This is a genomic window from Amycolatopsis samaneae (assembly GCF_039541975.1).
Taxonomy (GTDB): Bacteria; Actinomycetota; Actinomycetes; order Mycobacteriales; family Pseudonocardiaceae; genus Amycolatopsis; species Amycolatopsis samaneae.
Genome location: NZ_BAABHG010000002.1, coordinates 397,479 through 420,514 on the forward strand (window position 1 = coordinate 397,479; position 23,036 = coordinate 420,514).

A 23,036-nucleotide genomic window follows, 5' to 3' on the forward strand; every position below is an offset into this window, starting at 1 on the left:
TTGGGTGCGCTGGACGCACCCAATGTGGCGTTCGGTGCGTTGGACGCACCGAACGCCACATTGGGGCGCATGACCACCGCGACGGGACCAGGGAACAGCCGGGGCACGTGGCCGGTCAGTACTCGCCGCTGGGTGGGCAGGACGGCATCGTGGCCGGAGTGGGCAGGCCGGGCGGCAGGTGCGCGAGGTCGAGCACGTCGACCTTCTTGGCCTCCGGGTAACGCCCGCGCAGTTCGGCGGCCCACTCCTCCAGGTTCACGCCGCGCTGCGGTAGCAGGTCCAGCGACGCGGGCAAGGTGTCCGGGCGCGTCAGCCGCAGGGTCTCCGGATGTTCGGCGAAGATGCGCTTGAAACGTTCGTAGGCTTCGGCCTTGGTCTCGGTGAACACCCGGCGGGTTTTCGGATCGCCGTGGAAACTGCCCGAGGCACGCGTCATCTGCTCGTCGGTTTCGAAGTACACCACCACCGAGGATCCGCACACGTTCCGTCCCGCCGCGGGCACCGGGCCGGTGTCGACCGGCAACGGGTCGGGTTCGGCGAGGTGCGCGACCAGCAACGCCACGCCCACTCCGATGGCCGCCGCCAGCACGAACGCCGGGATAAGGATCTTGATCAGTTTCGGTCCCGTCCGGACCGGTCTGCCACTCACGGGACGATCATCACACAACGGCGGCCGTTGGCCGCCGGGACACCGTCCGTTCACCGGCGCCTTCTAGCGTCCTGCCGACTCGGCACCACCCAGGCAGGAGCAGGATGAGCACCACCGACAGACCCGGCGTCGACCGCCGCGGCTTCCTCAAGCGCGCCGGCCTCGCCGGCGCCGCGGCCGCAGGCGCGCCGATGCTCGCGCCGGCGCGGGCGGACGCCGCGGGGATCGACCTCGACCTCGATCTGGACCTCGACATCAGCCTCGACCGGCTCTTCGGCCGCGGCCGCTACCAGTGGCTGGTCGGCGACCACCACACGCACAGCCAGTACTCGTACGACGCGATGTACACGATCGACCGGATCGCCGCCGGCGCGCGCGAACACGGCGCGAACTGGATCGTGTTCACCGACCACGGCCACGCCGAGCACGAGCGCTCCTCGGTCGAGCCGACCGGCCGGGACGTCCTCGCCGCGCAGCGCCGGTACCCGGATCTGCTGCTGTGGCAGGGAATGGAGTGGAACGTGCCGGGCGCGGAGCACGCCACGGTGTTCTTCCGGGCCGGGAAGGACCAGGCCCCGGTGCTCCGCGAATTCGAGCGGAACTTCGACTGGCGGCTGACCGGCACGGAGGCGTCGAGCCCGGAGAACGAGGCGCTGGCGCTCAAGGCCCTGCGATGGCTCGCCGAGCAGGAACGCCGCCGCCGGATCCACGCGCCGGTCGTGTTCGTCAACCACCCGCTGCGCAACGGCCGCGTCTCGCCACACGAACTGCGCGCCTACCGCGACACCGCGCCGGGCATCGTGATCGGCATGGAGGGCGCGCCCGGCGCGCAGGCCGACGGCTTCCCGAAACCGCGGGGCAACGGCGGCGCGCGCGGCGGCTACGGGAACAACCCCGGCGAGAACTCGTGGCCGGGTTTCCCGGCCGAGGCCTACCGGACCTTCGGCGGCTGGGACTGGACCACCGCGAAGGTCGGCGGGCTCTGGGACTCGATGCTCGCCGAGGGCAAGCCGTGGTGGATCACCACGAACTCCGACTCGCACTACAACCGCGGCGACACACTGGTCCGCCCGCAGGTGCCCGACGGCTGGTACGACCGCACCGGCAAGTACCCGGACCCGGTCGACTCCGGCGTCCCGCAGCTCACCGCGCCGTACGCGGACTTCTACCCCGGCGAGTTCAGCCGCACGGTGGTCGGGACGCGGCGGCGCGGGTTCGACGGGGTGCTGGAAGGGCTGCGCGCGGGCCGGATCTGGCTCTGCCACGGCGGTCTGGCGCGGCAGCTGGAGGTCGGGGTGTACGGCGGCGGGGACGCCGAGACCTTCGGCGGGCGGCTGCGGGTGCGCCGAGGGGAGAACGTCACGGTCGTGGTCTCCGCGGTGACCGCGGACCGGCCCAACGGCTCCGGCGCGGTGCCCCGGCTCGCCCGGCTCGACGTCATCGCCGGCCCGGTCACCGGACCGGCCGCGGACCGCGACACGATGACCGCGCCGGGCACCCGGGTGGTGCGGTCGTTCGAACCGCGCCGGGGCACCGGCCACCGGGTGAGCTTCCGGCACACCTTCCGGAACGTGCGGGAGCCGTTCTACGTCCGGGTCCGCGGCACCGACGGCAGGCGGCACGTGCCCGGCGGCATCGAACCGGCCATGGACGTCATCGGCCAGGCCGACCCGTTCGAGGATCTGTGGCTCTACGGCAACCCGATCTTCGTCGACGTCCGCTGAACGACGCTTTCGGCCCCGCGTGGCCGCGTCTGAGGCGCGCCGAGTAGTCGCCGGGGTGTCCCGAACGGGTCGTTCGGGACGTTCGGTGATGCTGTTGGCTTTCCTCGGAGCAAGGTGGGTGCTGAAGGACGCTTTCAGTGCGTTGGGCGCGCTGAAGGACGCCTTCAGTGCACCGAGCGCACCTAAGGCGTCCTTCAGGGCAGGGAGTCTTCTGGGGCTGTGCCCGGTGTGTGCCGAGGGACGCCTTCGGTGCATCCAACGCAGCGAGGGACGCCCTTGGTGCATCCAACGCACCCAGGGCGTCCCTCGGGCGCCGCGCCGACGGAGTACGTACACAAATGACAGGTCCCGAAGGCGTCCTTCAACACACCCGGGCACCGGAACTCGACACCAGCATCGTTGGTGTCCCGTCCGCGTCGTTCGCGACGTGGCACCGGACGGGGAGCGGCGCGGAGTGTCCCGAACGACCCGTACGAGACGCTCAACGTCGCGAACGGGTCGTTCGGGACGTGTCCACTGAGGACGGTGCCGCCTCACACCTCGATGACCTCGACGAGCCGCTCCAGCCCGCCGAAGTCCTTGGCGTTGTGGGTGAGCACCGGGATCCGGTACGCGGCGGCCGTGGCGGCGATCTGCAGATCAAGCCGCCGCGGCCGCGGGTCCCGCCCGGCCCGGCGGACCAGTGCGGCCAGGGTGCCGTACTGTTTCGCCGCCGCGGTGTCGAACGGCAGCACCTCGAACCGGTCGAGCACCGCGTAGTACCGCTCGGTCCGGGCGGCGCGGGCGACCACGTCGTCGACGTCCAGCCCGTAGCCCAATTCCGCGACCGTCACCGCGCTCACCGCCGGGACGGCGGCGGCCAGCTCGCCGAGATCCAGGCGCTCCAGATCGATCACGACGCAGGTGTCGAGCAGCACCTGCCCCGGCGGGTTCACCGGCGTGCCCACGGATCCGCCGGATCGTCCGGCCCGAACACGGCGTCTTGGTCGGCGCGCTCGCGCCGCCACGCGGCGCTGTCCATCGGCGGCAGGCCACGGAAGGACTCCTGCACCTCGCCGAGGGTGCGCCGGGCCTGCTGCTCGTGCTCGGCGCACAACGGCACCAGGTTGGCCACCGGCTTGCCGTTGCGGGTGACCGTGAAGCTCTCGCCCCGCTCGACACGCCGCATGATCTCCGCGTTGTCGTTGCGCAGGTCGCGCTGGCTGATCGCTGAGGTCATGCCCCGAGGGTAGCACTTCTCGCCGGAAAATGCTACGGGCGTGCTACACCCGGGAGGCCGGTGCGACGGCGGGGAGGTGCACGGTGACGGACAGGCCGCCGCCGACGACGGGTTCGGCCGACACCGCGCCGCCGTGCGCCTGGACCGCGGCGCGCACGATGGACAGCCCGAGCCCGGCGCCCGAGCGGGCGGTGCGGGCGGTGCCGGCGCGCTCGAAGGGTTCGAACAGCTCGCTCACCGTGGCCGGGTCGATCAGCCCGCCCGAGGAGCGCACCCGCAGCACCGACCACTGGGGACCGGCCTGGGTGCGCACCTCCAGCCAGCCGCCCTCGACGTTGTGCCGCACGGCGTTCTCCAGCAGGTTGCCCGCGATCCGTTCCAGCAGCGCGGGATCCCCGGTGACCGCGACGCCCGGTGTGCTGATGTCGACGCGGACGCCCCGCTGCTCGGCCTCCTTCCGCACCGCGCGCCAGGCCTGACCGACGAGGGTGGCGAGGTCGACCCGCTCACGCACCACCAGCCCGGAGCCGTCGGTCTTCGCGAGCAGCAGCAGGGAGTTGACGAGCCGCCCGGCCCGGTCGGTGGCGTCGCGGACGACCTCGGCCATCCGGCGCAGCTCGGTCTCGTCGGCGTGCTCGTCGGCGAGCGTGACGTCGAGTTCGGTGCGGATCACCGAAAGCGGGGTCCGCAGCTCGTGGCTGGCGTTGGCCACGAAGTGGCGCTGGGCGTCGAAGGCGGCCTGCAGCCGGTCGAGCATGTCGTCGAAGGTCCCGGCCAGCTCCGCCAGCTCGTCCTTCGAGCGCACCTCGCCGATCCGCTCCCCCAGCGACTCCACCGACAGCCGCCGCGCGGTCGCGGTGACCTCGCGCAGCGGCAGCAGCACCCGGGAGGTGAAGGTCCAGGCGAGGATCGCGGCGGCCGCGACCACGAAGCAGAACGCGGCCGAGCCGAAGACCAGCACCCGGATCCGCGCGTGCTCGCGGAGGTGCTCGGCCAGCGTCGACGCGTCGACGTCGACCCCGTCGACCCGCACGCTCGTGCCGGGCGGCATCTGCGGCACGGTGTTCACCGCGTCGCGCACCAGCGTCCACGCCAGCCACAGCAGCAGCAGGCTGACCGCGGCGACCAGCACGGTCGCGAGCAGGGTGACCCTGGCCCGCAGGCTGCGCGCGCCCGGCAGGCTCAGTGCCCGCCTCACCCCGCGCCGGCCCCCTGCTCGGGCACGCGGTACCCCGAACCGACCACGGTCTCGATGATCCCGGGCTCGCCCAGCTTCTTGCGCAGGGTCATCACGGTGACCCGGACGGTGGTGGTGAACGGGTCGGCGTTCTCGTCCCACACCCGTTCGAGCAGTTCCTCGCTGCTCACCACGGATCCCGCCGCGGACAGCAGCACCTCCAGCACGCCGAACTCCTTGCGGGTCAGCTCGACCGGCCCGCCCGCGCGGCGCACGGTGCGCCGGGCCGGGTCCAGCTCGACGTCCCCGGCGGTCAGCAGCGGCGGCGCGGCCGGGGTCGCGCGGCGGCCCAGCGCACGCACCCGCGCGACGAGTTCGGGGAAGGCGAACGGCTTGGCGAGGTAGTCGTCGGCGCCAAGGGACAACCCGTCCACCCGGTCGGAGACCGAACCACTCGCGGTCAGCATCAGCACCCGGGTCAGCTCACCGGAGGTGACGATCTCGCGGCACAGCTCGTCCCCGGACATGCCGGGCAGATCGCGGTCGAGCAGGACCACGTCGTAGCGCGTCACCGCCGACTTCTCGTGTCCGTCGTCGCCGGTCAGCGCGACGTCCACGGCCATCCCCTCCCGCCGCAGGCCACGCGCGATCGCGTCGGCGAGGGGCTCCTCGTCTTCCACCACCAGAATTCTCACGGCGTCCACACTTCCACAGTTTCCTGAGAGCCAGCTATACGCGCAGTGACGGCTCCACCGGTCTTTGTGGACGGTTCAGCCCACCCACCGCAGGGCGAACCACAGCCGCATCCGGACCTCCGGATCGGCGAGGTCCACGCCGAGCACGCGCTCGATCTGGCCGATCCGGTGCCGGACGCTGTTGCGGTGCACGCCGAGCCCGGCCGCGGCGCGGTCCCAGCCGCCGTGACAGGCCAGCCAGGTACGCAACGTGGTCACCAGTTCCCGGCCCTGTGCCCGGTCGAGCCCGGTCAGCGGCGCCAGCACCCGGTCGGCGAAACCCCTTGCCGCGTCCGGATCCAGCAGCGCGTCGAAGTCGAGGGGACCCGATCCGGCGAGTACCGGACGGCCGAGCGACCCCGCCCGGTCGAGCAGGACCTCGGTCTCCGCGACGGCGTCGCGGAGCCGGTCCGCGGCGACCGGCGAGCCGCCGACCGCGAGCCAGCCGTGCTCGCGCAGCCGTTCCAGCGCCGCCAGGTCGGGCCCGGCACCGACGATCGCCAGGAAACGGGGGCCGGGCAGCACCTGGACGAGCGGGGTGTCGAGCCGCGCGCGCAGCCAGTCGGGGCGCGCGGCGACCTCGTCCGGCCCGCGCCGGTGGGCGATCCCGGCGACGAGGCGGGGCCGGTCGGTGCCCGCGAGCGCGGTGGCGACGTCCGCGGGCGCGCTCCGGCCGAGCAGCAGCCCGGTGGCCGCGGCGCCGAGGGCGGCGGTGTCCGAACCGGACCGGCCGGCCAGACCGAGCAGGGCGGCGCCGACGGCGAGGATCGCGCGGTCGGCACCGTCGAACCGGTCCGCGCGCCCGCACACGACCAGGTGCGACGCGGTCGCCTGCGGGTAGACCGGCTGCGCGACGACGTATCCGCCGGTGGCCAGTTCCGTGGTGGCGCTGCGGATCCCGGTGCCGGCGCGCAGGGTCGCCAGCAGCTCGCGGACCTCGTCCGGCAGCGGTGACGGCGCGTCGTGCGCGGCGGCGGGGACGTCGTCCGCGCCGACCATCGCGACCCAGCCCCGCAGGCGCGTGGCGAGCGCGCCCGTCAGCTCGCCGAGCCCGCCGCCCGCCGCGCGGGTCAGCGCCTCGCGCGCCACGGCGATCCGGCGCTGTTCCCGTTGTCCCGCTTCGGTGAGCGCGACCGACACGGCGCGGCTGATGGCGAGGAACGGTGTCCGCACCGGCACCACCAGCAGGGGCAGGCCGTGCCGGGCGCAGGCCCGGCGCAGCGGTTCCGGGAGCGTCTCGTGCACGGACGGCGTGATCCCGAACCCGAGCGCGGTGATGCCGCTTTCGGCCAGCCGCCGCACATAGCGCTCGACGTCGCGGGGCTCCCCCGGCAGGTTCACGCCGGCGGTGAGCAGCAGTTCGGCGCCGAGCAGGTACGGCGCGGGATCGCCCAGCTCGCTGACGTGCGCCCAGCGGACCGGCGCGTCGAGCGCGCCCGGCCGCACGGTCTCGCCGACCACGTCGAGCGCCAGGTCCGGATTGCCGGTGACCGCCCGTAACGGAATAGTCACCTCGGCGGCCGGAAGATCCAGGCTTCGGGTCATTTCATCCTCGCTTGTCCCTGATTGGGGATGAATCATCCCATCCCCGCGGGCTGGACGATGAACCTACGGTGACCCGGACGACAACACCCCACGACGAGCCAGGGAGGTCACCATGGCCGGTGACTACGCGGTGATCGCGCTGTACATCGCGGGCATGCTCGGGGTCGGCTGGTTCGGCCTGCGGCTGGCCAGGACGAAGTCGGACTACCTCGTCGCCGGCCGCCGCCTGGGCTGGGTCATGTACTCCGGCACGATGTCGGCGGTCGTGCTCGGCGGCGCGTCCACCGTCGGCGGCGTGAAGCTCGGCTACACCTACGGCGTCTCCGGCGCCTGGCTGGTGATCACGATCGGGCTGGGCATCCTCGTGCTGCACGCGGTGTTCGCCCGGCGCCTGGTGAAACTGCGCGTCTACACCGTCGGCGAGATGCTCGACCTGCGCTACGGCGGGGCCACCAGCACGATCTCCGGCGTCGTGATGTGGGTCTACACGCTCATGCTGACGGTGACCTCGACGCTTGCCTTCGCGACGATCTTCAAGGTCCTCTTCAACGTCCCCGGCTGGGCCGGGATCGCGATCGGCGGCGCGATCGTCGTGCTGTACTCGGTGCTCGGCGGCATGTGGTCGATCACGCTGACCGACATCGTGCAGTTCGGCGTCAAGACCGTCGGCATCCTGTTCATCCTGCTGCCGGTCGCGATCAGCTCGGCGGGCGGCTTCGGCGAAATGACGAAACGCCTCGACGCGACGTACTTCGAGTTCACCGCGATCGGTGGCCAGACGATCTTCACCTACGTCCTCGTCTACACCTTCGGCCTGCTCATCGGGCAGGACATCTGGCAGCGGGTGTTCACCGCCCGCACCCCGGCCGTCGCGACCGGCGGCGGCATCCTCTCCGGGGTCTACTGCCTGGTCTACGGCGTCGCCGGGGCACTGATCGGCACCGCCGCGAAGGCGCTCTACCCCGACCTCGGCAGCGCGCAGGACGCGTTCGCCACGATCGTGGAACGGCTCCTGCCGACCGGCGTGCGCGGGCTCGTCCTCGCCGCGGCGCTCTCGGCCATGATGTCGACGGCGAGCGGCGCGCTGATCGCCTGTTCCACGGTCAGCACGTCCGATCTGCTCAGCAAGGTGGGACTGCGCAAGGGAACCGGCGAGCTGCGCCGCAACCGGATCACCACCCTGGTGCTGGGCCTGGCCGCGATCGGCATCGCGATGATCGTCGACGACGTGGTCAACGCGCTCACCATCGCCTACGACGTGCTCGTCGGCGGGCTGCTGGTCGCGATCGTCGGCGCGCTGTTCTGGAAACGCGGTACGCGCCACGGCGCCTACGCCTCGATGATCGCGGGCACGGTCGTGGTGATCACGTTCATGATCGTCGACGGCGTCGACGCGAACAGCCCGATCTACTGGGGTCTCGGCGCGAGCCTGGTCGTCCACGTCGTCGTCAGCCTCGCCACCCCGAGAACCCCAGCGTCTACTTTGGACACCTGGACCGCGCGTCTGAACGGCTCCGCGGCCACCGGGGAAACGCCCGCACCACACCAGGAATCAGGAGCAGTCAGCAGTGTCTGAAACGAGCCCGATCGGCCCCGTCGACTCCTCGCGCGTCCCCCGGTTCGCCGGGTTCGCGACCTTCGCCAGGCTGCCGCGCATCGACCAGGTCGACCACGCCGACGTCGCGGTCGCCGGGGTCCCGTTCGACTCCGGCGTGTCCTACCGCCCCGGCGCGCGGTTCGGCCCGGCGGCGTTGCGCGAGGCGAGCAGGCTGCTCCGGCCGTACCACCCCGGCCTCGACGTCTCGCCGTTCGCCACCGCGCAGGTGGTGGACGCGGGCGACATCGCGGTCAACCCGTTCAACATCGGCGAGGCGATCGAAACCCTCCAGCAGGAGGCGGAAAACCTCACCGCGAACGGCACCCGGCTGGTCACCATCGGCGGCGACCACACCATCGCGCTGCCGCTGCTGCGGGCCGCCGCGAAGAAGCACGGACCGGTCGCGCTGCTGCACTTCGACGCGCACCTGGACACCTGGGACACCTACTTCGGCGAGCCGTACACCCACGGCACCCCGTTCCGGCGGGCCTCGGAGGAAGGCATCCTCGACACCAGCGCGCTGTCGCACGTCGGTACCCGCGGCCCGCTGTACGGCAAGCGGGACCTGGAGGAGGACCGGCGGCTCGGGTTCGGCATCGTCACCTCCGGCGATGTGCTGCGCCGGGGCGTCGCGGAGACGGTCGACGCGCTGCGGCAGCGGATCGGCGACCGGCCGCTGTATGTCTCCATCGACATCGACGTGCTCGACCCCGCGCACGCGCCCGGCACCGGCACGCCGGAGGCGGGCGGGATGACCAGCCGCGAACTCCTGGAGATCCTGCGCGGGCTGCGCGGCCTGAACCTCGTCGGCGGCGACGTCGTCGAACTGGCACCCGCCTACGACCACGCCGAGATCACCGCCGTCGCCGCGTCGCACGTCGCCTACGACCTGGTCAGCCTGCTCGCGCTGGGAAGGGAATCGTGACCCGCATTGGGGGCGACGTCGTCGTCGAGACCCTGCGGGCGCTGGGCGCCGACACCGTGTTCGGCCTGCCCGGCCAGCACGCGCTGGGGCTGTTCGAGGCGTTGCGGCGCGCGGACGACCTGCGGGTGATCGGCGCGCGGGTGGAGAACAACCTCGCGTTCGCCGCGGACGGGTACGCCCGGGCCCGACTCGCGGCCGACCCCGACGGTCCGGTGCCGGTGACGCCGATGGTCGTCTCGACCGGTCCCGGGGCGCTGCTCACGCTCGCTTCGCTCCAGGAGTCGCGGGCCGCTTCGGTGCCGGTGCTGGGGATTTCCAGCCAGGTCCCGGTCGCGGGCCTCGGCGGCGGGCGGCACGGGTACCTGCACGAGCTTCCCGACCAGCAGGCGAGTTTCGCCGGGGTGGTCAAGTCGGTGCACACCGTCCGCGCGGTGAGCCAGGTCCCGACGGCGCTGCGGGAGGCGTGGGAGTCCGCGGCCACCGCGCCATACGGGCCGGTGTGGGTGGAGATCCCGCAGGACGTGCTGCTCGCGCCGGCCTCGCTGCCGCCGATCACCACCGCGACCGCGCGCCCCGCGCCGCTCGATCCGCTGCCCGAACTCGTCGAGGAGGCCGCGCGGCTGCTGGGCGCGGCGGAGAACCCGGTCATCCTGGCCGGGGGCGGCGCGCTGCGCGCCGGCGCGCACGCCGAGCTGAAAGCGCTTGCCGAGGCGCTGCGGGCGCCGGTGCTCTCGACCTTCGGCGGCAAGGGCGTGTTCGGCTGGGACCACGAGCTGTCCGGCCGGTCCTGGCTGGAGGACTGGCATTCCACCGAGTTCCTCGCGCACGCCGACGTGCTGCTGGTGCTCGGCTCCGGGCTCGGCGAGCTGTCCAGCAACTACCGCGAGTTCGCCCCGCGCGGGCGGATCGTGCAGGTCGAGGCCGATCTCGGCAAGCTGGAGTCGAACTACCCGGCGCTGGGCATCCACGCCGACGTCCGGCTCACGCTCGGCGCCCTGCTGGAACGGGTGCCCTTCCGCGCGGCCGACGGGCTGGCCGAAAAGGCGGTCGGCGAGCTGCTGGGCAAGGTGTCGGCACGGCTCGACGCGCAGGACCTCGGCCTCGAACGGAAGCTGCTCGCCGATCTGCGCGCCGCGGTGCCCGAGGGCACGCAGACGTTCTGGGACATGACGATCGCGGCGTACTGGGCGTGGTCGGCGTGGAACCCCGACGGCGCGCCGATACACACCGCGCAGGGCGCGGGCGGGCTCGGTTACGGGCTGCCCGGCGCGCTCGGCGGCGCGGCCGCGACCGGCGGCCCGGTGCTCGCGGTGTCCGGCGACGGCGGCGCGATGTACGGCGTCGCGGAGCTGGCCACGGCGGTGCAGCACGGGCTGGACGTGACGTGGCTGATCGTCGACGACGGCGGCTACGGGATCCTGCGCGAGTACCTGACCGGCGAGTTCGGCCGCACCACCGCGACCGAGCTGGCCCGGCCGGACTACGTCGCGCTGGCCCGCTCGTTCGGCGTCCCGGCCGTTCAGGCCACTTCGGACAACGTCGGCGCGGTGCTGGCCGAGGCGCTGCGAACGCCCGGCCCCGGCGTCGTCGTGCTGCCCGCGCGGCTGAAGATGTTCGCCCCGACCCACCTGGAGAAGTCATGACGCACGTGGAGAACTTCGTCGACGGCGCGTCCGCCGCCGCCCCTGGCGGGCGGACGCTGGAGCTGACCGACCCGGCCACCGGCGAGGTCTTCGGCACCAGCGTCCTTTCCGGACAGTCCGATGTGGACGCGGCGATGGCCGCGGCGGACCGGGCCTTCGCGGTGTGGCGGCGCAGCACCCCGGCCCAGCGGCAGCTGGCGCTGCTGAAGCTCGCCGACGCCCTGGAGTCGCGGGCCGAGGAGTTCGCGGACGCCGAGATCCGGGAGACCGGCAAGGTCCGTCAGGTCGTGCTGGACGAGGAGATCCCGGAGTGCGTGAGCGCGCTGCGGTTCTTCGCCGGGGCCGCGCGGCAGCTGGAGGGCACCGGCGCCGGAGAGTACCTGCCCGGCCACACGTCGGTGATCCGGCGCGAGCCGGTCGGCGTCTGCGCCCAGATCGCGCCGTGGAACTACCCGCTGATGATGGCCGTGTGGAAGATCGCGCCCGCGCTGGCGGCGGGCAACACCGTGGTGCTCAAGCCCGCCGAGACCACGCCGTCGACCGCGGTACTACTGGCCGCCGTGGCCGCGGAGTTCCTGCCGCCGGGCGCGTTCAACGTCCTGTGCGGCGACCGCGACACCGGCCGCGCGCTGGTGCGGCATCCGGTCACCGAGCTGGTCTCGATCACCGGGTCGACCCGCGCCGGGATCGACGTCGCGACCGTGGCCGCGGCCGATCTCAAGCGCACCCACCTCGAACTCGGCGGCAACGCGCCGCTGCTGGTGTTCGCCGACGCCGATCTCGCCGGAACCGCGGCGGGCATCGCGGGCGCGGCGTTCTACAACGCGGGGCAGGACTGCACCGCGGGCAGCCGCGTCCTCGTGCACGCTTCGGTCCACGACGAATTCCTGGCCGAGCTGACGAAGGCCGCCGCCGCGTACACCCCGGGGCGGGACTACGGCCCGCTCAACTCCGCCGCGCAGTTCGACCGGGTGCGGGGCCTGCTGGACCGGCTGCCCGCGCACGCGCGCGTGGAGACCGGCGGCGGACGGCACGGCGACCGCGGGTTCTTCCTGTCCCCCACGGTGGTTTCCGGCCTCCGGCAGGACGACGAGCTCGTCCGGGAGGAGATCTTCGCGCCGGTGCTCACCATCCAGTCCTTTGTGGACGAGGACGAGGCGGTGGCGCTCGCCAACGGCGTCCCCTACGGGCTCGCGTCGTCGATCTGGACCCGCGACCTCGCCCGCGCGACCCGGCTTTCCGGCGAGCTGGACTTCGGCTGTGTATGGGTCAACACGCACGGGCCGCTGGTCGCGGAGATGCCGCACGGCGGGTTCGGCCATTCCGGGCACGGCAAGGACCTTTCCGCGTACTCCTTCGCCGAGTACACCCGTGTCAAGCACGTCATGACCCGTTTCGCCTGAAGCCTCTGAAGGCCACCTTGAGGGACTTGGGTTCCCTCAAGGTGGCCTTCAGAGACTGGGGAAGGAAGCCACGATGAGCGACAAAGTCACCGAAGTCGAGCAGCACGGGATCGCGCCGATCCCGCCGGCGGAACAGACCTCGCGCCCGCGCGACCTGTTCCGGCTGGCGTTCGGCGGGGCGAACACGTTCGCCACCATCATCCTCGGCACCCTGCCGATCGCCTACGGCCTGAGCTTCTCCGCCGCGCTCGCCGCGACGGTCACCGGTGTCGTGCTGGGCGGGCTGGTGCTCGCGCCGATGGCGTTGTTCGGGCCGCGCACCCGGACCAACAACGCGGTGTCCTCCGGCGCGCACTTCGGCGTCGTCGGCCGCTGCGTCGGCTCGTTCCTCTCGCTGCTGACCGCGATCACGTTCTTCGCGATCTCGGTGTGGGTCAGCGGGGACGCCGTGGCGGGCGCGGCGCAACGGCTCTTCGGCTTCGACGGCGGGGCCGCGCTGCGCGGCGTCGCCTACGGGCTCATCGCCGTCGCCACGCTCGTGGTCTGTATCTACGGCTACCGGTTCATGTTGCTGATCAACCGGATCGCCGTCGTGCTGGGCACCACGATCATGCTGCTCGGCGTCTTCGCCTACGGCGGCTCGTTCGACCCCGGCTTCGCGGGAACCGGCGCCTACGCGCTTGGCTCGTTCTGGCCGACCTGGATCCTCGCGACGCTCACCGTGCTGGCCAATCCGATCTCCTTCGGCGCGTTCCTCGGCGACTGGTCGCGCTACATCCCGGCGCGGTACTCCCGCCGTTCGCTGCTCGCCGCGCCGTTCCTCGCGCAGCTGGCGACGTTGCTGCCCTTCGGTTTCGGCATCGCGACGGCGACGCTGGTGGCCGACCCCGGGAACTACATCGCCGGGCTCACCGCGATCTCCCCGCTCTGGTACGCGATCCCGCTGATCGTGGTGGCGCTGATCGGCGGGCTGTCCACCGGCACCACGGCGTTGTACGGGACCGGGCTGGACTTCAGCTCGATCTTCGTGCGGCTGAGCCGGGTCCAGGCGACCGTCCTCATCGGATCGTTGAGCGTGGTGTTCATCTTCGTCGGCAACTTCGTGCTCGACATGGTCTCCAGCATCAACGCCTTCGCGACGCTCATCGTGCTGTGCACCTCGCCGTGGATGGTGATCATGATGATCGGCTTCGCGCAGCGGCGCGGGTTCTACGACCCGGACGACCTCCAGGTGTTCAACCAGGGCCGCAAGGGCGGGCGGTACTGGTTCCACCGCGGCGTGAACTGGCGGGCGATGGCGGCGTGGATCCCGGCCACCACGCTCGGTCTGCTCACCGCGAACACGCCGATGATCGCCGGGCCGCTGCGCGGGATCGCGGGCGGCGTCGACATCAGCCTCGTGGTCACCCTGTGCACCGCCGCGATCGCCTATCCCCTGCTGACGAAGCTCTTCCCCGAGCCCCGCGAGGTCTTCGGCCCCGGCACCGTCGAAGACGCCCCACCGGCCGTGGGCGCCGTCCAGCCCGGTCCGTGAATGCCACATTGAGGGACTCTGAGTCCCTCAATGTGGCATTCACGGACCGCTGGCGACCGGGCGGATACTCCATTCGTCCGCAGGTCGGGTGGAGCAGGCACCACCGGCGCGGGTCGAGCCCGCTGAACCCGGAGCCCGGGTGCTGTCGGCATGGCGGCGAACCGGCCGGGCTTCCTAACCTTGTGCCGACCGGTGGCCACGGGGGCCAACGGCGTTCACAAGGAGGAAATCCTTGCGAGTCAAGCGAATGAGGCGGGTGGCGCTCGGCACGGTGGTGGCGGCCGGCGCCGGTCTGCTGGCCGGGACCGCGACCGCCTCGGCCGAACCGGTCCAGGCCGGGCAGCCCGGCCTGGACCGGTTCTACCACCAGCGCGTCGGCTGGAAGGCCTGCGGCGACAAGGATCTGGACGCGGCGGGGGCGCGGTGCGCCGACGTCACGGTGCCACTGGACTACGCGCGGCCGGACGGCCGGACGATCACCGTGGCGATCTCCCGGTTGAAGGCCACCGACACCCGGAACCGGCGCGGCGTCATGCTTTCCAACCCCGGCGGGCCGGGCGGGGCGGGGCTCGGCATGATGCTGGACGTCCGGAAGGCGATGACCCCCGAGGTGTCGTCCCGCTACGACCTGATCGGCATGGATCCGCGGGGCATCGGCCGCTCGTCCCCGGTCGACTGTGGCTGGCCGGTGGGCATCATGCTCCGTTCGGCCGGGATCGACCGCGCCGGGTTCGACCGGACCGTCCGGCTGCAGGCCGACCTGGCCCGGCGGTGCGCGGTCACCGAGGGCCCGGACATCCGGCAGATCACCACCCGCAACACCGCCCGGGACATGGACGTGGTCCGCGGCGCGCTCGGCGAACGGAAGATCAGCTACTTCGGCTGGTCCTACGGCACCTACCTCGGCGCCGTGTACACCCAGATGTTCCCGCGCCAGAGCGACCGCGTCGTGCTGGACAGCGCCGTCGATCCCCGGCGCTACGGGGTGGGCCTGTTCCAGGCGATGGGCAAGCCGAACGAAGCCGCGCTGGACGACTGGGCGAACTGGGCCGCGGCCCGTGACGCCGAATACCACCTCGGCCGGACCGGGGCCGAAGTGCGGGCGCTGGTCGAGGACCTGATCCGCGGGGCCGCGAAGTCACCCATCCGCATCGGGGACTACCGGGTCGACGAGCACCTGCTGCCGATGCTGGCGTTCAACCCGCTGGCCGATCCCCGGCACAACGCCGCGCTCGCCACCAGCGTCCGGCGGCTCGCCGACGCCGCCGACGGCAAACCCGTCCAGCCCAATCCCGAGCTGGAGGCCGACCTGCGGTTCGTCACCAGGCCGACGCCGGAAACGCAGAACTCCGGCCAGGCGGCCGTGCTGTGCGGTGACGTGGCCGCGCCGCGCGATCCGGAGTGGTACTGGCGGAACATCCAGCGCAACCGCGCCGCTCTGCCGGTGTTCGGCGGTTTCGCCTACGGTCCCAGCGCGTGCGCCTCGTGGGCACCGCCGGTCGAACCGCCGACCGAAGTGCGCAACGCCGTGCCCGCGCTGATCGTGCAGGCCACCGGCGACACCCGCACCGCCTATGAGGAGGGCGTCGCCCTGCACAAGGCGATGACCGCGTCCCGGCTGGTGACGCTCCAGGACGTCCGCGTCCACGCCGTCTTCGGCAACTATCCGAACGGCTGCGTGGAGAACACCGTCAACACGTACTTCCGCGACGGCGTCCTCCCCCGCGCCGACACCACCTGCCGGGAGAACTGACCGGCGGATCGCGGGGAGCCCGAACGCCCCAATGTGGCATTGGGTGCGCTCAACGCACCGAACGCCACATTGGGTGCGTGGAATCCGGGTTGGGCGCGGAGCGTCTCCGTTGAGGGTGGCGGCGGGGGCAAGGGCGGAGCACCGAACGCCACATTGGGGCGCATGGCCCCGGTCGCGACCGCGGTCAGCGGCGGCCTTCCTCCTGCGGGGCGGGCTCGGCGGGGGCGGCGGTGCCGAGGCGGCCCGAGGCCCATTCGGTGACGCGGCGGGCGACATCCTGGGCGGTCAGGCCGACGCGGGCCAGCACCTGCTCCCGCGAGCCGTGCTCGTGGAAGTCCTGCGGCACCGCGAGATCCCGCAGCGGGACGTCGCATTCGGCGTCCCGCAGCAGGGCGGCCAGCGCGGAGCCGAACCCGCCGTGCCGCCCGTTGTCCTCGACGGTGACGACGAGCTTGTGCTGCCCGGCCAGCGCCACCAGCTCCGCGGGCACCGGCAGCACCCAGCGCGGGTCGACGACGGTGACGCCGATGCCCTGGTCGGCCAGCCGGTCGGCGGCCGCGAGGCTGAGCTTGGCGAACGCCCCGACGGCGACGAGCAGCACGTCGGTGTCCCCGCCCTCGGCCGGGCGGCGCAGCACGTCGACCGTGCCGATCCGTTCGACGGCGGGCACCGAATCGACCACGCCGCCCTTGGAGTAACGCAACGCGGTCGGCCCGTCGCCGACGGCGATCGCCTCGCGCAGTTCCTCACGCAGTGTCCCGGCGTCGCGCGGCGCGGCCACCCGCATCCCGGGCACCATGCCCAGCAGCGAGAGGTCCCACATGCCGTGGTGGCTCGGGCCGTCCGGTCCGGTGATCCCGGCGCGGTCGAGCATCAGGGTGACCGGCTGCCGGTGCAGCGCGACGTCCATCAGGACCTGGTCGAAGGCGCGGTTGAGGAACGTCGCGTAGACCGCGACGACCGGGTGCAGCCCGCCCATGGCGAGCCCGGCGGCGGAGGTGACCGCGTGCTGCTCGGCGATGCCGACGTCGTACCAGCGGTCCGGATAGGCCTTCGCGAACTTCTCCAGCCCGCACGAGCGCTGCATCGCCGCGGTGATCGCGACGACGTCGGAACGCTCGGCGCCGATCTTCACCAGCTCGTCGCCGAACACGCTGGTCCAGCTCGGGCCCTTCACCGGCGGCAGGCCGGTCTCCGGGTCGATCGGGTCGGTCTGGTGCATCTGGTCGGCCTGGTCGCTGACCGCGGGCGCGTAGCCGTGGCCCTTCTCGGTCACGACGTGGACGATCACCGCGCCGCCGAAGCTCCGCGCGCTGTGGAACGCCTTCTCCAGCGCGACCAGGTCGTGCCCGTCGACCGGGCCGAGGTACTTCAGGCCCAGGTCGGAGAACATCGCCTGCGGGCTCAGCGCGTCCTTGATGCCCGCCTTCGCCGCGTGCAGCGCGGCGTAGATCGGCTTGCCCACCACCGGGGTGCTCTTGAGGATCTCCTTGCCCCCGTCGAGGAACCGCTCGTAGCCCGGCTGGAGCCGCAGCGAGGCGAGGTGGTCGGCGAGGCCGCCGATGGTCGGCGAGTACGAGCGGCCGTTGTCGTTGATGACGATGACGACCGGGCGGTCGTCCTTGTGCGCGGCGATGTTGTTCAGCGCCTCCCAGCACATGCCGCCGGTGAGCGCGCCGTCGCCGACCACGGCCACCGCGTGCCGCGGTTCGCCGCCCGCCAGCGCGAACGCCTTCGCCAGACCATCCACATAGGACAGCGCGGTGGAGGCGTGGCTGTTCTCGACCAGGTCGTGCTCGCTCTCCGCGCGCGCCGGGTACCCGGTGAGCCCGCCCTGCTGGCGCAGCAGGTCGAAGCCCTCGTGGCGACCGGTGACGATCTTGTGCACATAGGACTGGTGCCCGACGTCCCACACGATCGCGTCGCGCGGGGAGTCGAAGACCCGGTGCAGCGCCAGGGTCAGCTCCACCACGCCGAGGTTGGGGCCGAGGTGCCCGCCCGCGCGCCGCACCTTGTCGACGAGGAAGTCCCTGATCTCGGCGGCGACCTCTTCGAGGTCTTCGACGCTCATCCGCTTCAGGTCCGCCGGTCCGTGTACGGACTCCAGCATCCTCACCACTCCCACGCTCCTGTCCCCGGGTTCCGCCGCAGTCCGGCCAGTCTACGGACGCCCGCCACGCGCCCGCCCTCGCCTGCGGCGGGTACCACACGTCAGACAATCACGAACCGCCACCCGATGGTGTGAACAACCTCTCGTGCGCCAGGTGGCGGTCACCCCCTGTGGTCGTAATAATCGCCTGTCGGGACAGTTGAGGAAGAGCCTGAGTGGAGTGGCTTGATGGCGGATTTCTATATCGGTGGCGAATGGGTCGACGCCCGTGACGGCGGACGACGCGAGATCCGGTGCCCCGCGGACGGGACGCTGGTCGCCGAGGTCGCGGAGGGGACCGGCGCGGACACCGAGGCCGCCATCGCCGCCGCCCGCCGTGCCTTCGACCACGGACCGTGGCCGTCGACACCCGCCTCGGCGCGGGGCGATCTGCTGCTGCGCGCGGCCGATCTGCTGGACCGCGACGCCGAGGAGTTCGCGCGCGCGGAGTCGCTCGACACCGGCAAGCGGATCGTCGAGAGCCGGTACGACATGGCCGACATCGCGGCCTGCCTGCGGTACTTCGGCAAGCTCGCGGCGAACGACGCGGGCCGCGTGGTGGACACCGGCTCGGCGGACTCGTTCAGCCGGATCGTGCACGAGCCGGTCGGGGTGTGCGGGCTGATCACGCCGTGGAACTACCCGCTGCTGCAGACGATCTGGAAGGTCGCCCCGGCACTCGCCGCGGGGAACACCTTCGTGCTGAAGCCGAGCGAGCTGACGCCGCACACCTCGATCATGCTGATGAAGCTGCTGGCCGAGGCCGGGCTCCCGGCCGGCGTCGCGAACCTCGTGCTCGGCGCCGGGCCCCGGGCGGGCGCGCCGCTGTCCGAGCATCCCGATGTCGACCTCGTGTCGTTCACCGGCGGGCTCGCCACCGGGAAGATCATCGCGGCGAACGCCGCGGCCACGGTGAAGAAGGTCGCGCTGGAGCTCGGTGGCAAGAACCCGAACGTCGTGTTCGCCGACGCCGACTTCGAGACCGCCGTCGACTACGCGCTCACCGCGGTGTTCCTGCACTCCGGGCAGGTCTGCTCGGCGGGCGCGCGGCTGATCGTGCAGCGGGAGTGGCACGATCGCTTCGTCGACGAGCTGGTGCGCCGGGCGGAGAAGATCCGCCTCGGCGGGCCGTTCAACGAGAACGCCGAGACCGGACCGCTCATCTCGGCCGCCCACCGGGACAAGATCGAGCGCTACGTGGCGGCCGCACTCGCCGAGGGCGCCGTGCTGCGCACCGGCGGGAAGCGCCCGGACGACGCGGCGCTGGCGAACGGCTTCTACTACCTGCCGACCATCCTCGACCAGGTGAAGCAGGGCTCGACGGCGGTCGTCGAGGAGTCCTTCGGCCCGGTGCTGACGGTCGAGACGTTCACCGACGAGGACGACGCCGTCCGCATCGCCAACGACACCCACTACGGGCTGGCGGGCGCGGTGTTCACCTCGGACGCTTCCCGTGCCCAGCGCGTCGCGAACCGGCTCCGGCACGGCACGGTGTGGATCAACGACTTCCACCCCTACCTGCCGCAGGCCGAGTGGGGCGGCTACAAGCAGTCCGGCTTCGGCCGGGAGCTGGGCCCGACCGGGCTGGCCGAGTACACCGAGGCCAAGCACATCTACCAGAACCTGAAGCCCGCTCCGCAGCGATGGTTCTCGGGGTGACCCGGCGCGTCGTCCGATCGTGATCAACCGAAAGGACCAGCAGCGTGACCACCGACACCGGTGACCGTGAACTGTCGGAATTCGGCTACACCAACCAACTGAAGAGAACACTCGGCAGCTTCCACACCTTCGCCGCCGGGATCAGCTACATCTCCGTCCTCACGGGCGTTTTCCAGCTTTCCTACCTGGGCATCTCCCAGGGCGGCCCGGCCTACTGGTGGTCGTGGCCGATGGTGTTCGCGGGCCAGCTGATGGTCGCGCTGAGCTTTGCCGAGCTGGCCGCCCAGTACCCCGTCGCGGGATCGGTCTACAACTGGGCGAAGAAGCTCAGCAGCGAGCACGTCGCGTGGCTCGCGGGCTGGATGATGCTGCTCGCCTCGATCGTGTCGATCTCCGCGACCGCGCTCGCCTACCAGCGGACGCTGCCGCAGATCGCCTCGTTCTTCCAGTTCATCGGCGACGGCTCGGGCACCAGCGACGCCGCCAACGGCGTCCTGCTGGCCAGCGCGCTGATCGTGTTCACCACCCTGGTCAACGCGTTCGGCGTCAAGCTGATGGCGCGGATCAACAGCGCCGGGGTGTTCGTCGAGCTGCTGTTCGCCGTGCTGCTCATCGTGTTCCTGGCGTTCCACTTCGTGCGCGGCCCCGAGGTGGTCACCGAGACCAACAACACGGGCGCGGGCCACGCGGGCGGTTATCTCGGCGCGTTCCTCATCGCGGCCATCGCGTCCTCGTACGTCATGTACGGCTTCGACACCGCGGCGTCGCTCGGCGAGGAGTCCGTGGACCCGCACCGCAACGCGCCCAAGGCGATCCTGCGCGCGCTGATCGCGTCGTTCGTGCTGGGCGGGCTGATCATCCTGTTCGCGCTGATGGCGGTCGGGAACATCCAGGCACCCGAGCTCGGCACGATCGGGCTGCAGTTCGTCCTCACCGACGCGCTCGGGCCCGAGATCGGCCGGATCTTCCTGTTCATCGTCTTCGTCGCGATCACCGTGTGCGTGCTGGCGGTGCACACCGCGGCCATCCGGATCGCGTTCGCGATGGCGCGGGACAACGCGCTGCCCGGCGGGTCGAAGCTCGCGAAGGTCAACAAGAAGACCGGCACCCCGGTGCTGCCCGCGATCGTGATCGGCCTGATCGCGATCGTGCTGCTGCTGGTCAACATCAACTCCTCGCAGATCTTCTCCGCGGTCACCAGCCTGGCGATCATCCTGATCTACCTCGCCTACCTGCTGGTGACGGTGCCGCTGCTGATCAAGCGGATCCGCGGCGAATGGCCGCGCAAGGACGCGCCGAAGGGCCGGTTCTCCCTGGGCCGCTGGGGCCTGCCGGTCAACGTCCTCGCGGTGCTGTGGGGCGTGGCGATGCTGGTCAACCTGGCCTGGCCGCGCAACGAGATCTACAACGCCACCCCGCCGTATCACTGGTACCTCCAGTGGATCTCGGTGCTGTTCGTCGCCGTGTTCGGCGGTGGCGGCTTCGCCTACTACTGGTTCGTGCAGCGGCACAGGATCGGCGTGCTCGCCGACCACGCCGCGCACGCGGCCGGACCCACACCTGACAACACGCCTGACAAGGAGGCCTCGCAGTGACAGCGGCAGAATTCGACTACATCGTCGTCGGCGGCGGAACGGCGGGCTCGGTGGTCGCCGCGCGGCTGTCCGAGGACCCGGACGTCACGGTGTGCCTGCTCGAAGCCGGACCGTCCGATGTGGACGACCCGGCGATCCTCGAGCTGACGAAGTGGATGGGGCTGCTGGAATCCGGGTACGACTGGGACTACCCGGTCGAGCCCCAGGAGTCCGGTAACTCGTTCCTGCGGCACGCGCGGGCCAAGGTGCTCGGCGGCTGTTCCTCGCACAACTCGTGCATCGCGTTCTGGGCGCCCGCCGAGGACCTCGACGAATGGGCCTCGCTCGGCCTGCCCGGCTGGTCGGCGAAGGACGTTTTCCCGCTGTACCAACGACTGGAGACCAACGACGGCCCCGGCGAGCACCACGGCCGTTCCGGCCCGGTGACCATCCGCTCGGTGCCGCCGAACGACCCGTGCGGGGCCGCGATGCTGGCCGCCTGCGCGCAGGCGGGCATCCCGACCACGGAGTTCAACTCCGGCACGACCGTGACGCACGGCGCGAACTGGTTCCAGATCAACGCGCGCGAGGACGGCACGCGGTCCTCGGCCTCGGTGTCCTATCTGCACCCGATCCTGGGCGAGCGGACCAACCTGGAGGTGCGGACCGGGGTGCGGGCCAAGCACCTGACCTTCGAGGGAAAGCGCTGCACCGGCGTCGAGTACCTGGCACCGGACCTCATCCACGGCGTCGAGCTGAAGGCGCGTCGCGAGGTGATCGTGTCCGCGGGCGCGATCGACACCCCGAAGCTGCTGATGCTCTCGGGGATCGGGCCCGCCGCGCACCTGCGCGAGGTCGGCGTGGACGTGCTGGTCGACTCCCCCGGCGTCGGCGAGAACCTGCAGGATCACCCCGAGGGCGTCATCCAGTGGGACGCGCTGCAGCCGATGGTGTCCGAATCGACGCAGTGGTGGGAGATCGGGATCTTCACCACCACCGAGGACGGGCTGGACCGCCCGGACCTGATGTTCCACTACGGCTCGGTGCCCTTCGACATGAACACCGCCCGGTACGGGTACCCGACCACGGAAAACGGTTTCTGCCTGACCCCGAACGTCACCCGGTCCCGGTCACTGGGAACCGTGCGGCTGCGCACGCGGGACTACCGCGACAAGCCGAAGGTCGACCCGCGGTACTTCACCGACGAGCACGACATGCGGGTGATGACCTACGGCATCAAGCTCGCCAGGAAGATCGCCGAGCAGCCCGCGCTGGACGAATGGGCCGGGACCGAGCTCGCGCCGGGCCGCGACGTCCGGACCGACGACGAGATCGCCGACTACCTGCGCAGGACGCACAACACCGTGTACCACCCCTCCTGCACCGCGAAGATGGGCGGCGACGGGGATCCCCTCGCCGTGCTGGACGCGCGGCTGCGGGTACGCGGCGTCGAGGGCCTGCGGGTCGCGGACGGGTCCGCGATGCCGTTCCTGGTCGCGGTGAACCCGTGCGTCACGACCATGGCCATCGGCGAGAAGTGCGCCGACCTGCTCAAGGAGGACGCCCGCGGCTGACGTTCCCGCGAATACGGAACCCGGGCGGCCCGGGTTCCGTATTCGGGCCCGTCGGCACGCGTGACATCCCAAACCCGGACGTCACGGTTACACACTCGGCCTCCCCTACCGGCCGGTAATAGCGCCCAGCGTGCTTGTACCGGAATACACACACCGGCACAACAGTCCGAAAGTCGG

Annotated in this window: 17 protein-coding genes; 10 read left to right on the forward strand and 7 right to left on the reverse strand. The window is 71.7% G+C overall.

What is annotated here, in order from left to right; all coding sequences use genetic code 11:
- Nucleotides 1-115: 115 nt before the first annotated feature.
- The gene (locus ABD987_RS05015) at nucleotides 116-649 is read right to left on the reverse strand and encodes a permease-like cell division protein FtsX (RefSeq protein ID WP_345387414.1); all 534 of its coding nucleotides are present in this window, start codon (nucleotides 647-649) and stop codon (nucleotides 116-118) included.
- Between the two features lie 104 nt (nucleotides 650-753).
- Here ABD987_RS05015 and ABD987_RS05020 point away from each other — a divergent pair, with 104 nt between their 5' ends.
- A complete protein-coding gene (locus ABD987_RS05020; RefSeq protein WP_345387416.1) occupies nucleotides 754-2,373 on the forward strand; it encodes a PHP domain-containing protein in 1,620 nt (539 codons plus the stop codon).
- Between the two features lie 533 nt (nucleotides 2,374-2,906).
- Here the strand turns inward: ABD987_RS05020 and ABD987_RS05025 are convergent.
- The 5 genes from ABD987_RS05025 to ABD987_RS05045 form a co-directional block, all read right to left on the reverse strand.
- A complete protein-coding gene (locus ABD987_RS05025) occupies nucleotides 2,907-3,320 on the reverse strand; it encodes a PIN domain-containing protein (RefSeq protein WP_345387418.1) in 414 nt (137 codons plus the stop codon).
- Nucleotides 3,305-3,592 carry a type II toxin-antitoxin system Phd/YefM family antitoxin gene (locus tag ABD987_RS05030; RefSeq protein WP_345387420.1) on the reverse strand — a complete coding sequence of 96 codons (288 nt, stop codon included), beginning with the start codon at nucleotides 3,590-3,592 and terminating at the stop codon, nucleotides 3,305-3,307. The genes ABD987_RS05025 and ABD987_RS05030 overlap by 16 nt, the downstream gene beginning before the upstream one ends.
- A 43-nt stretch (nucleotides 3,593-3,635) precedes the next feature.
- On the reverse strand, nucleotides 3,636-4,778 hold the full coding sequence (locus ABD987_RS05035) for a sensor histidine kinase (RefSeq protein ID WP_345388253.1): 1,143 nt from the start codon (nucleotides 4,776-4,778) through the stop codon (nucleotides 3,636-3,638).
- An 8-nt stretch (nucleotides 4,779-4,786) separates the two neighbouring features.
- Nucleotides 4,787-5,464, reverse strand: a complete 678-nt coding sequence (locus ABD987_RS05040; protein WP_345387422.1) for a response regulator transcription factor — start codon at nucleotides 5,462-5,464, stop codon at nucleotides 4,787-4,789.
- 75 nt (nucleotides 5,465-5,539) lie between these two features.
- On the reverse strand, nucleotides 5,540-7,048 hold the full coding sequence (locus ABD987_RS05045) for a PucR family transcriptional regulator (protein WP_345387424.1): 1,509 nt from the start codon (nucleotides 7,046-7,048) through the stop codon (nucleotides 5,540-5,542).
- 112 nt (nucleotides 7,049-7,160) lie between these two features.
- Here ABD987_RS05045 and ABD987_RS05050 point away from each other — a divergent pair, with 112 nt between their 5' ends.
- The 6 genes from ABD987_RS05050 (at nucleotide 7,161) to ABD987_RS05075 (ending at nucleotide 15,903) form a co-directional block, all read left to right on the forward strand.
- The gene (locus ABD987_RS05050) at nucleotides 7,161-8,624 is read left to right on the forward strand and encodes a sodium:solute symporter family protein (RefSeq protein ID WP_345387426.1); all 1,464 of its coding nucleotides are present in this window, start codon (nucleotides 7,161-7,163) and stop codon (nucleotides 8,622-8,624) included.
- Nucleotides 8,617-9,570, forward strand: a complete 954-nt coding sequence (gene speB / locus ABD987_RS05055; RefSeq protein WP_345387428.1) for an agmatinase — start codon at nucleotides 8,617-8,619, stop codon at nucleotides 9,568-9,570. The genes ABD987_RS05050 and speB overlap by 8 nt, the downstream gene beginning before the upstream one ends.
- Complete coding sequence (locus tag ABD987_RS05060; RefSeq protein WP_345387430.1) at nucleotides 9,567-11,213, forward strand: thiamine pyrophosphate-binding protein; 1,647 nt, start codon at nucleotides 9,567-9,569, stop codon at nucleotides 11,211-11,213. The genes speB and ABD987_RS05060 overlap by 4 nt, the downstream gene beginning before the upstream one ends.
- A complete protein-coding gene (locus ABD987_RS05065) occupies nucleotides 11,210-12,616 on the forward strand; it encodes an aminobutyraldehyde dehydrogenase (RefSeq protein WP_345387432.1) in 1,407 nt (468 codons plus the stop codon). Before ABD987_RS05060 ends, ABD987_RS05065 begins: the two co-directional genes overlap by 4 nt.
- A 73-nt stretch (nucleotides 12,617-12,689) precedes the next feature.
- Entirely contained in the window at nucleotides 12,690-14,150 is a 1,461-nt protein-coding gene (locus ABD987_RS05070) for a purine-cytosine permease family protein (protein ID WP_345387434.1), read from the forward strand.
- A 232-nt stretch (nucleotides 14,151-14,382) separates the two neighbouring features.
- Nucleotides 14,383-15,903, forward strand: coding sequence for an alpha/beta fold hydrolase (locus tag ABD987_RS05075; RefSeq protein ID WP_345387437.1), 1,521 nt, complete (start codon nucleotides 14,383-14,385; stop codon nucleotides 15,901-15,903).
- Between the two features lie 184 nt (nucleotides 15,904-16,087).
- On the opposite strand, the gene dxs is transcribed toward ABD987_RS05075, so the two are convergent.
- Nucleotides 16,088-18,019: a 1-deoxy-D-xylulose-5-phosphate synthase gene (dxs, locus tag ABD987_RS05080; protein WP_345388255.1), complete on the reverse strand. Its 1,932-nt coding sequence runs from the start codon at nucleotides 18,017-18,019 to the stop codon at nucleotides 16,088-16,090.
- Between the two features lie 222 nt (nucleotides 18,020-18,241).
- On the opposite strand from dxs, the gene ABD987_RS05085 reads away from it, so the two are divergent.
- Genes ABD987_RS05085 through ABD987_RS05095 form a run of 3 tightly spaced genes read left to right on the forward strand, consistent with a single transcriptional unit; the run spans nucleotide 18,242 to nucleotide 22,859 of the window.
- A complete protein-coding gene (locus ABD987_RS05085; protein ID WP_345387439.1) occupies nucleotides 18,242-19,711 on the forward strand; it encodes an aldehyde dehydrogenase family protein in 1,470 nt (489 codons plus the stop codon).
- 44 nt (nucleotides 19,712-19,755) lie between these two features.
- Nucleotides 19,756-21,306, forward strand: coding sequence for an APC family permease (locus tag ABD987_RS05090; protein ID WP_345387441.1), 1,551 nt, complete (start codon nucleotides 19,756-19,758; stop codon nucleotides 21,304-21,306).
- Nucleotides 21,303-22,859, forward strand: coding sequence for a GMC family oxidoreductase (locus ABD987_RS05095; protein ID WP_345387443.1), 1,557 nt, complete (start codon nucleotides 21,303-21,305; stop codon nucleotides 22,857-22,859). Before ABD987_RS05090 ends, ABD987_RS05095 begins: the two co-directional genes overlap by 4 nt.
- The last annotated feature ends 177 nt before the right edge of the window (nucleotides 22,860-23,036 follow it).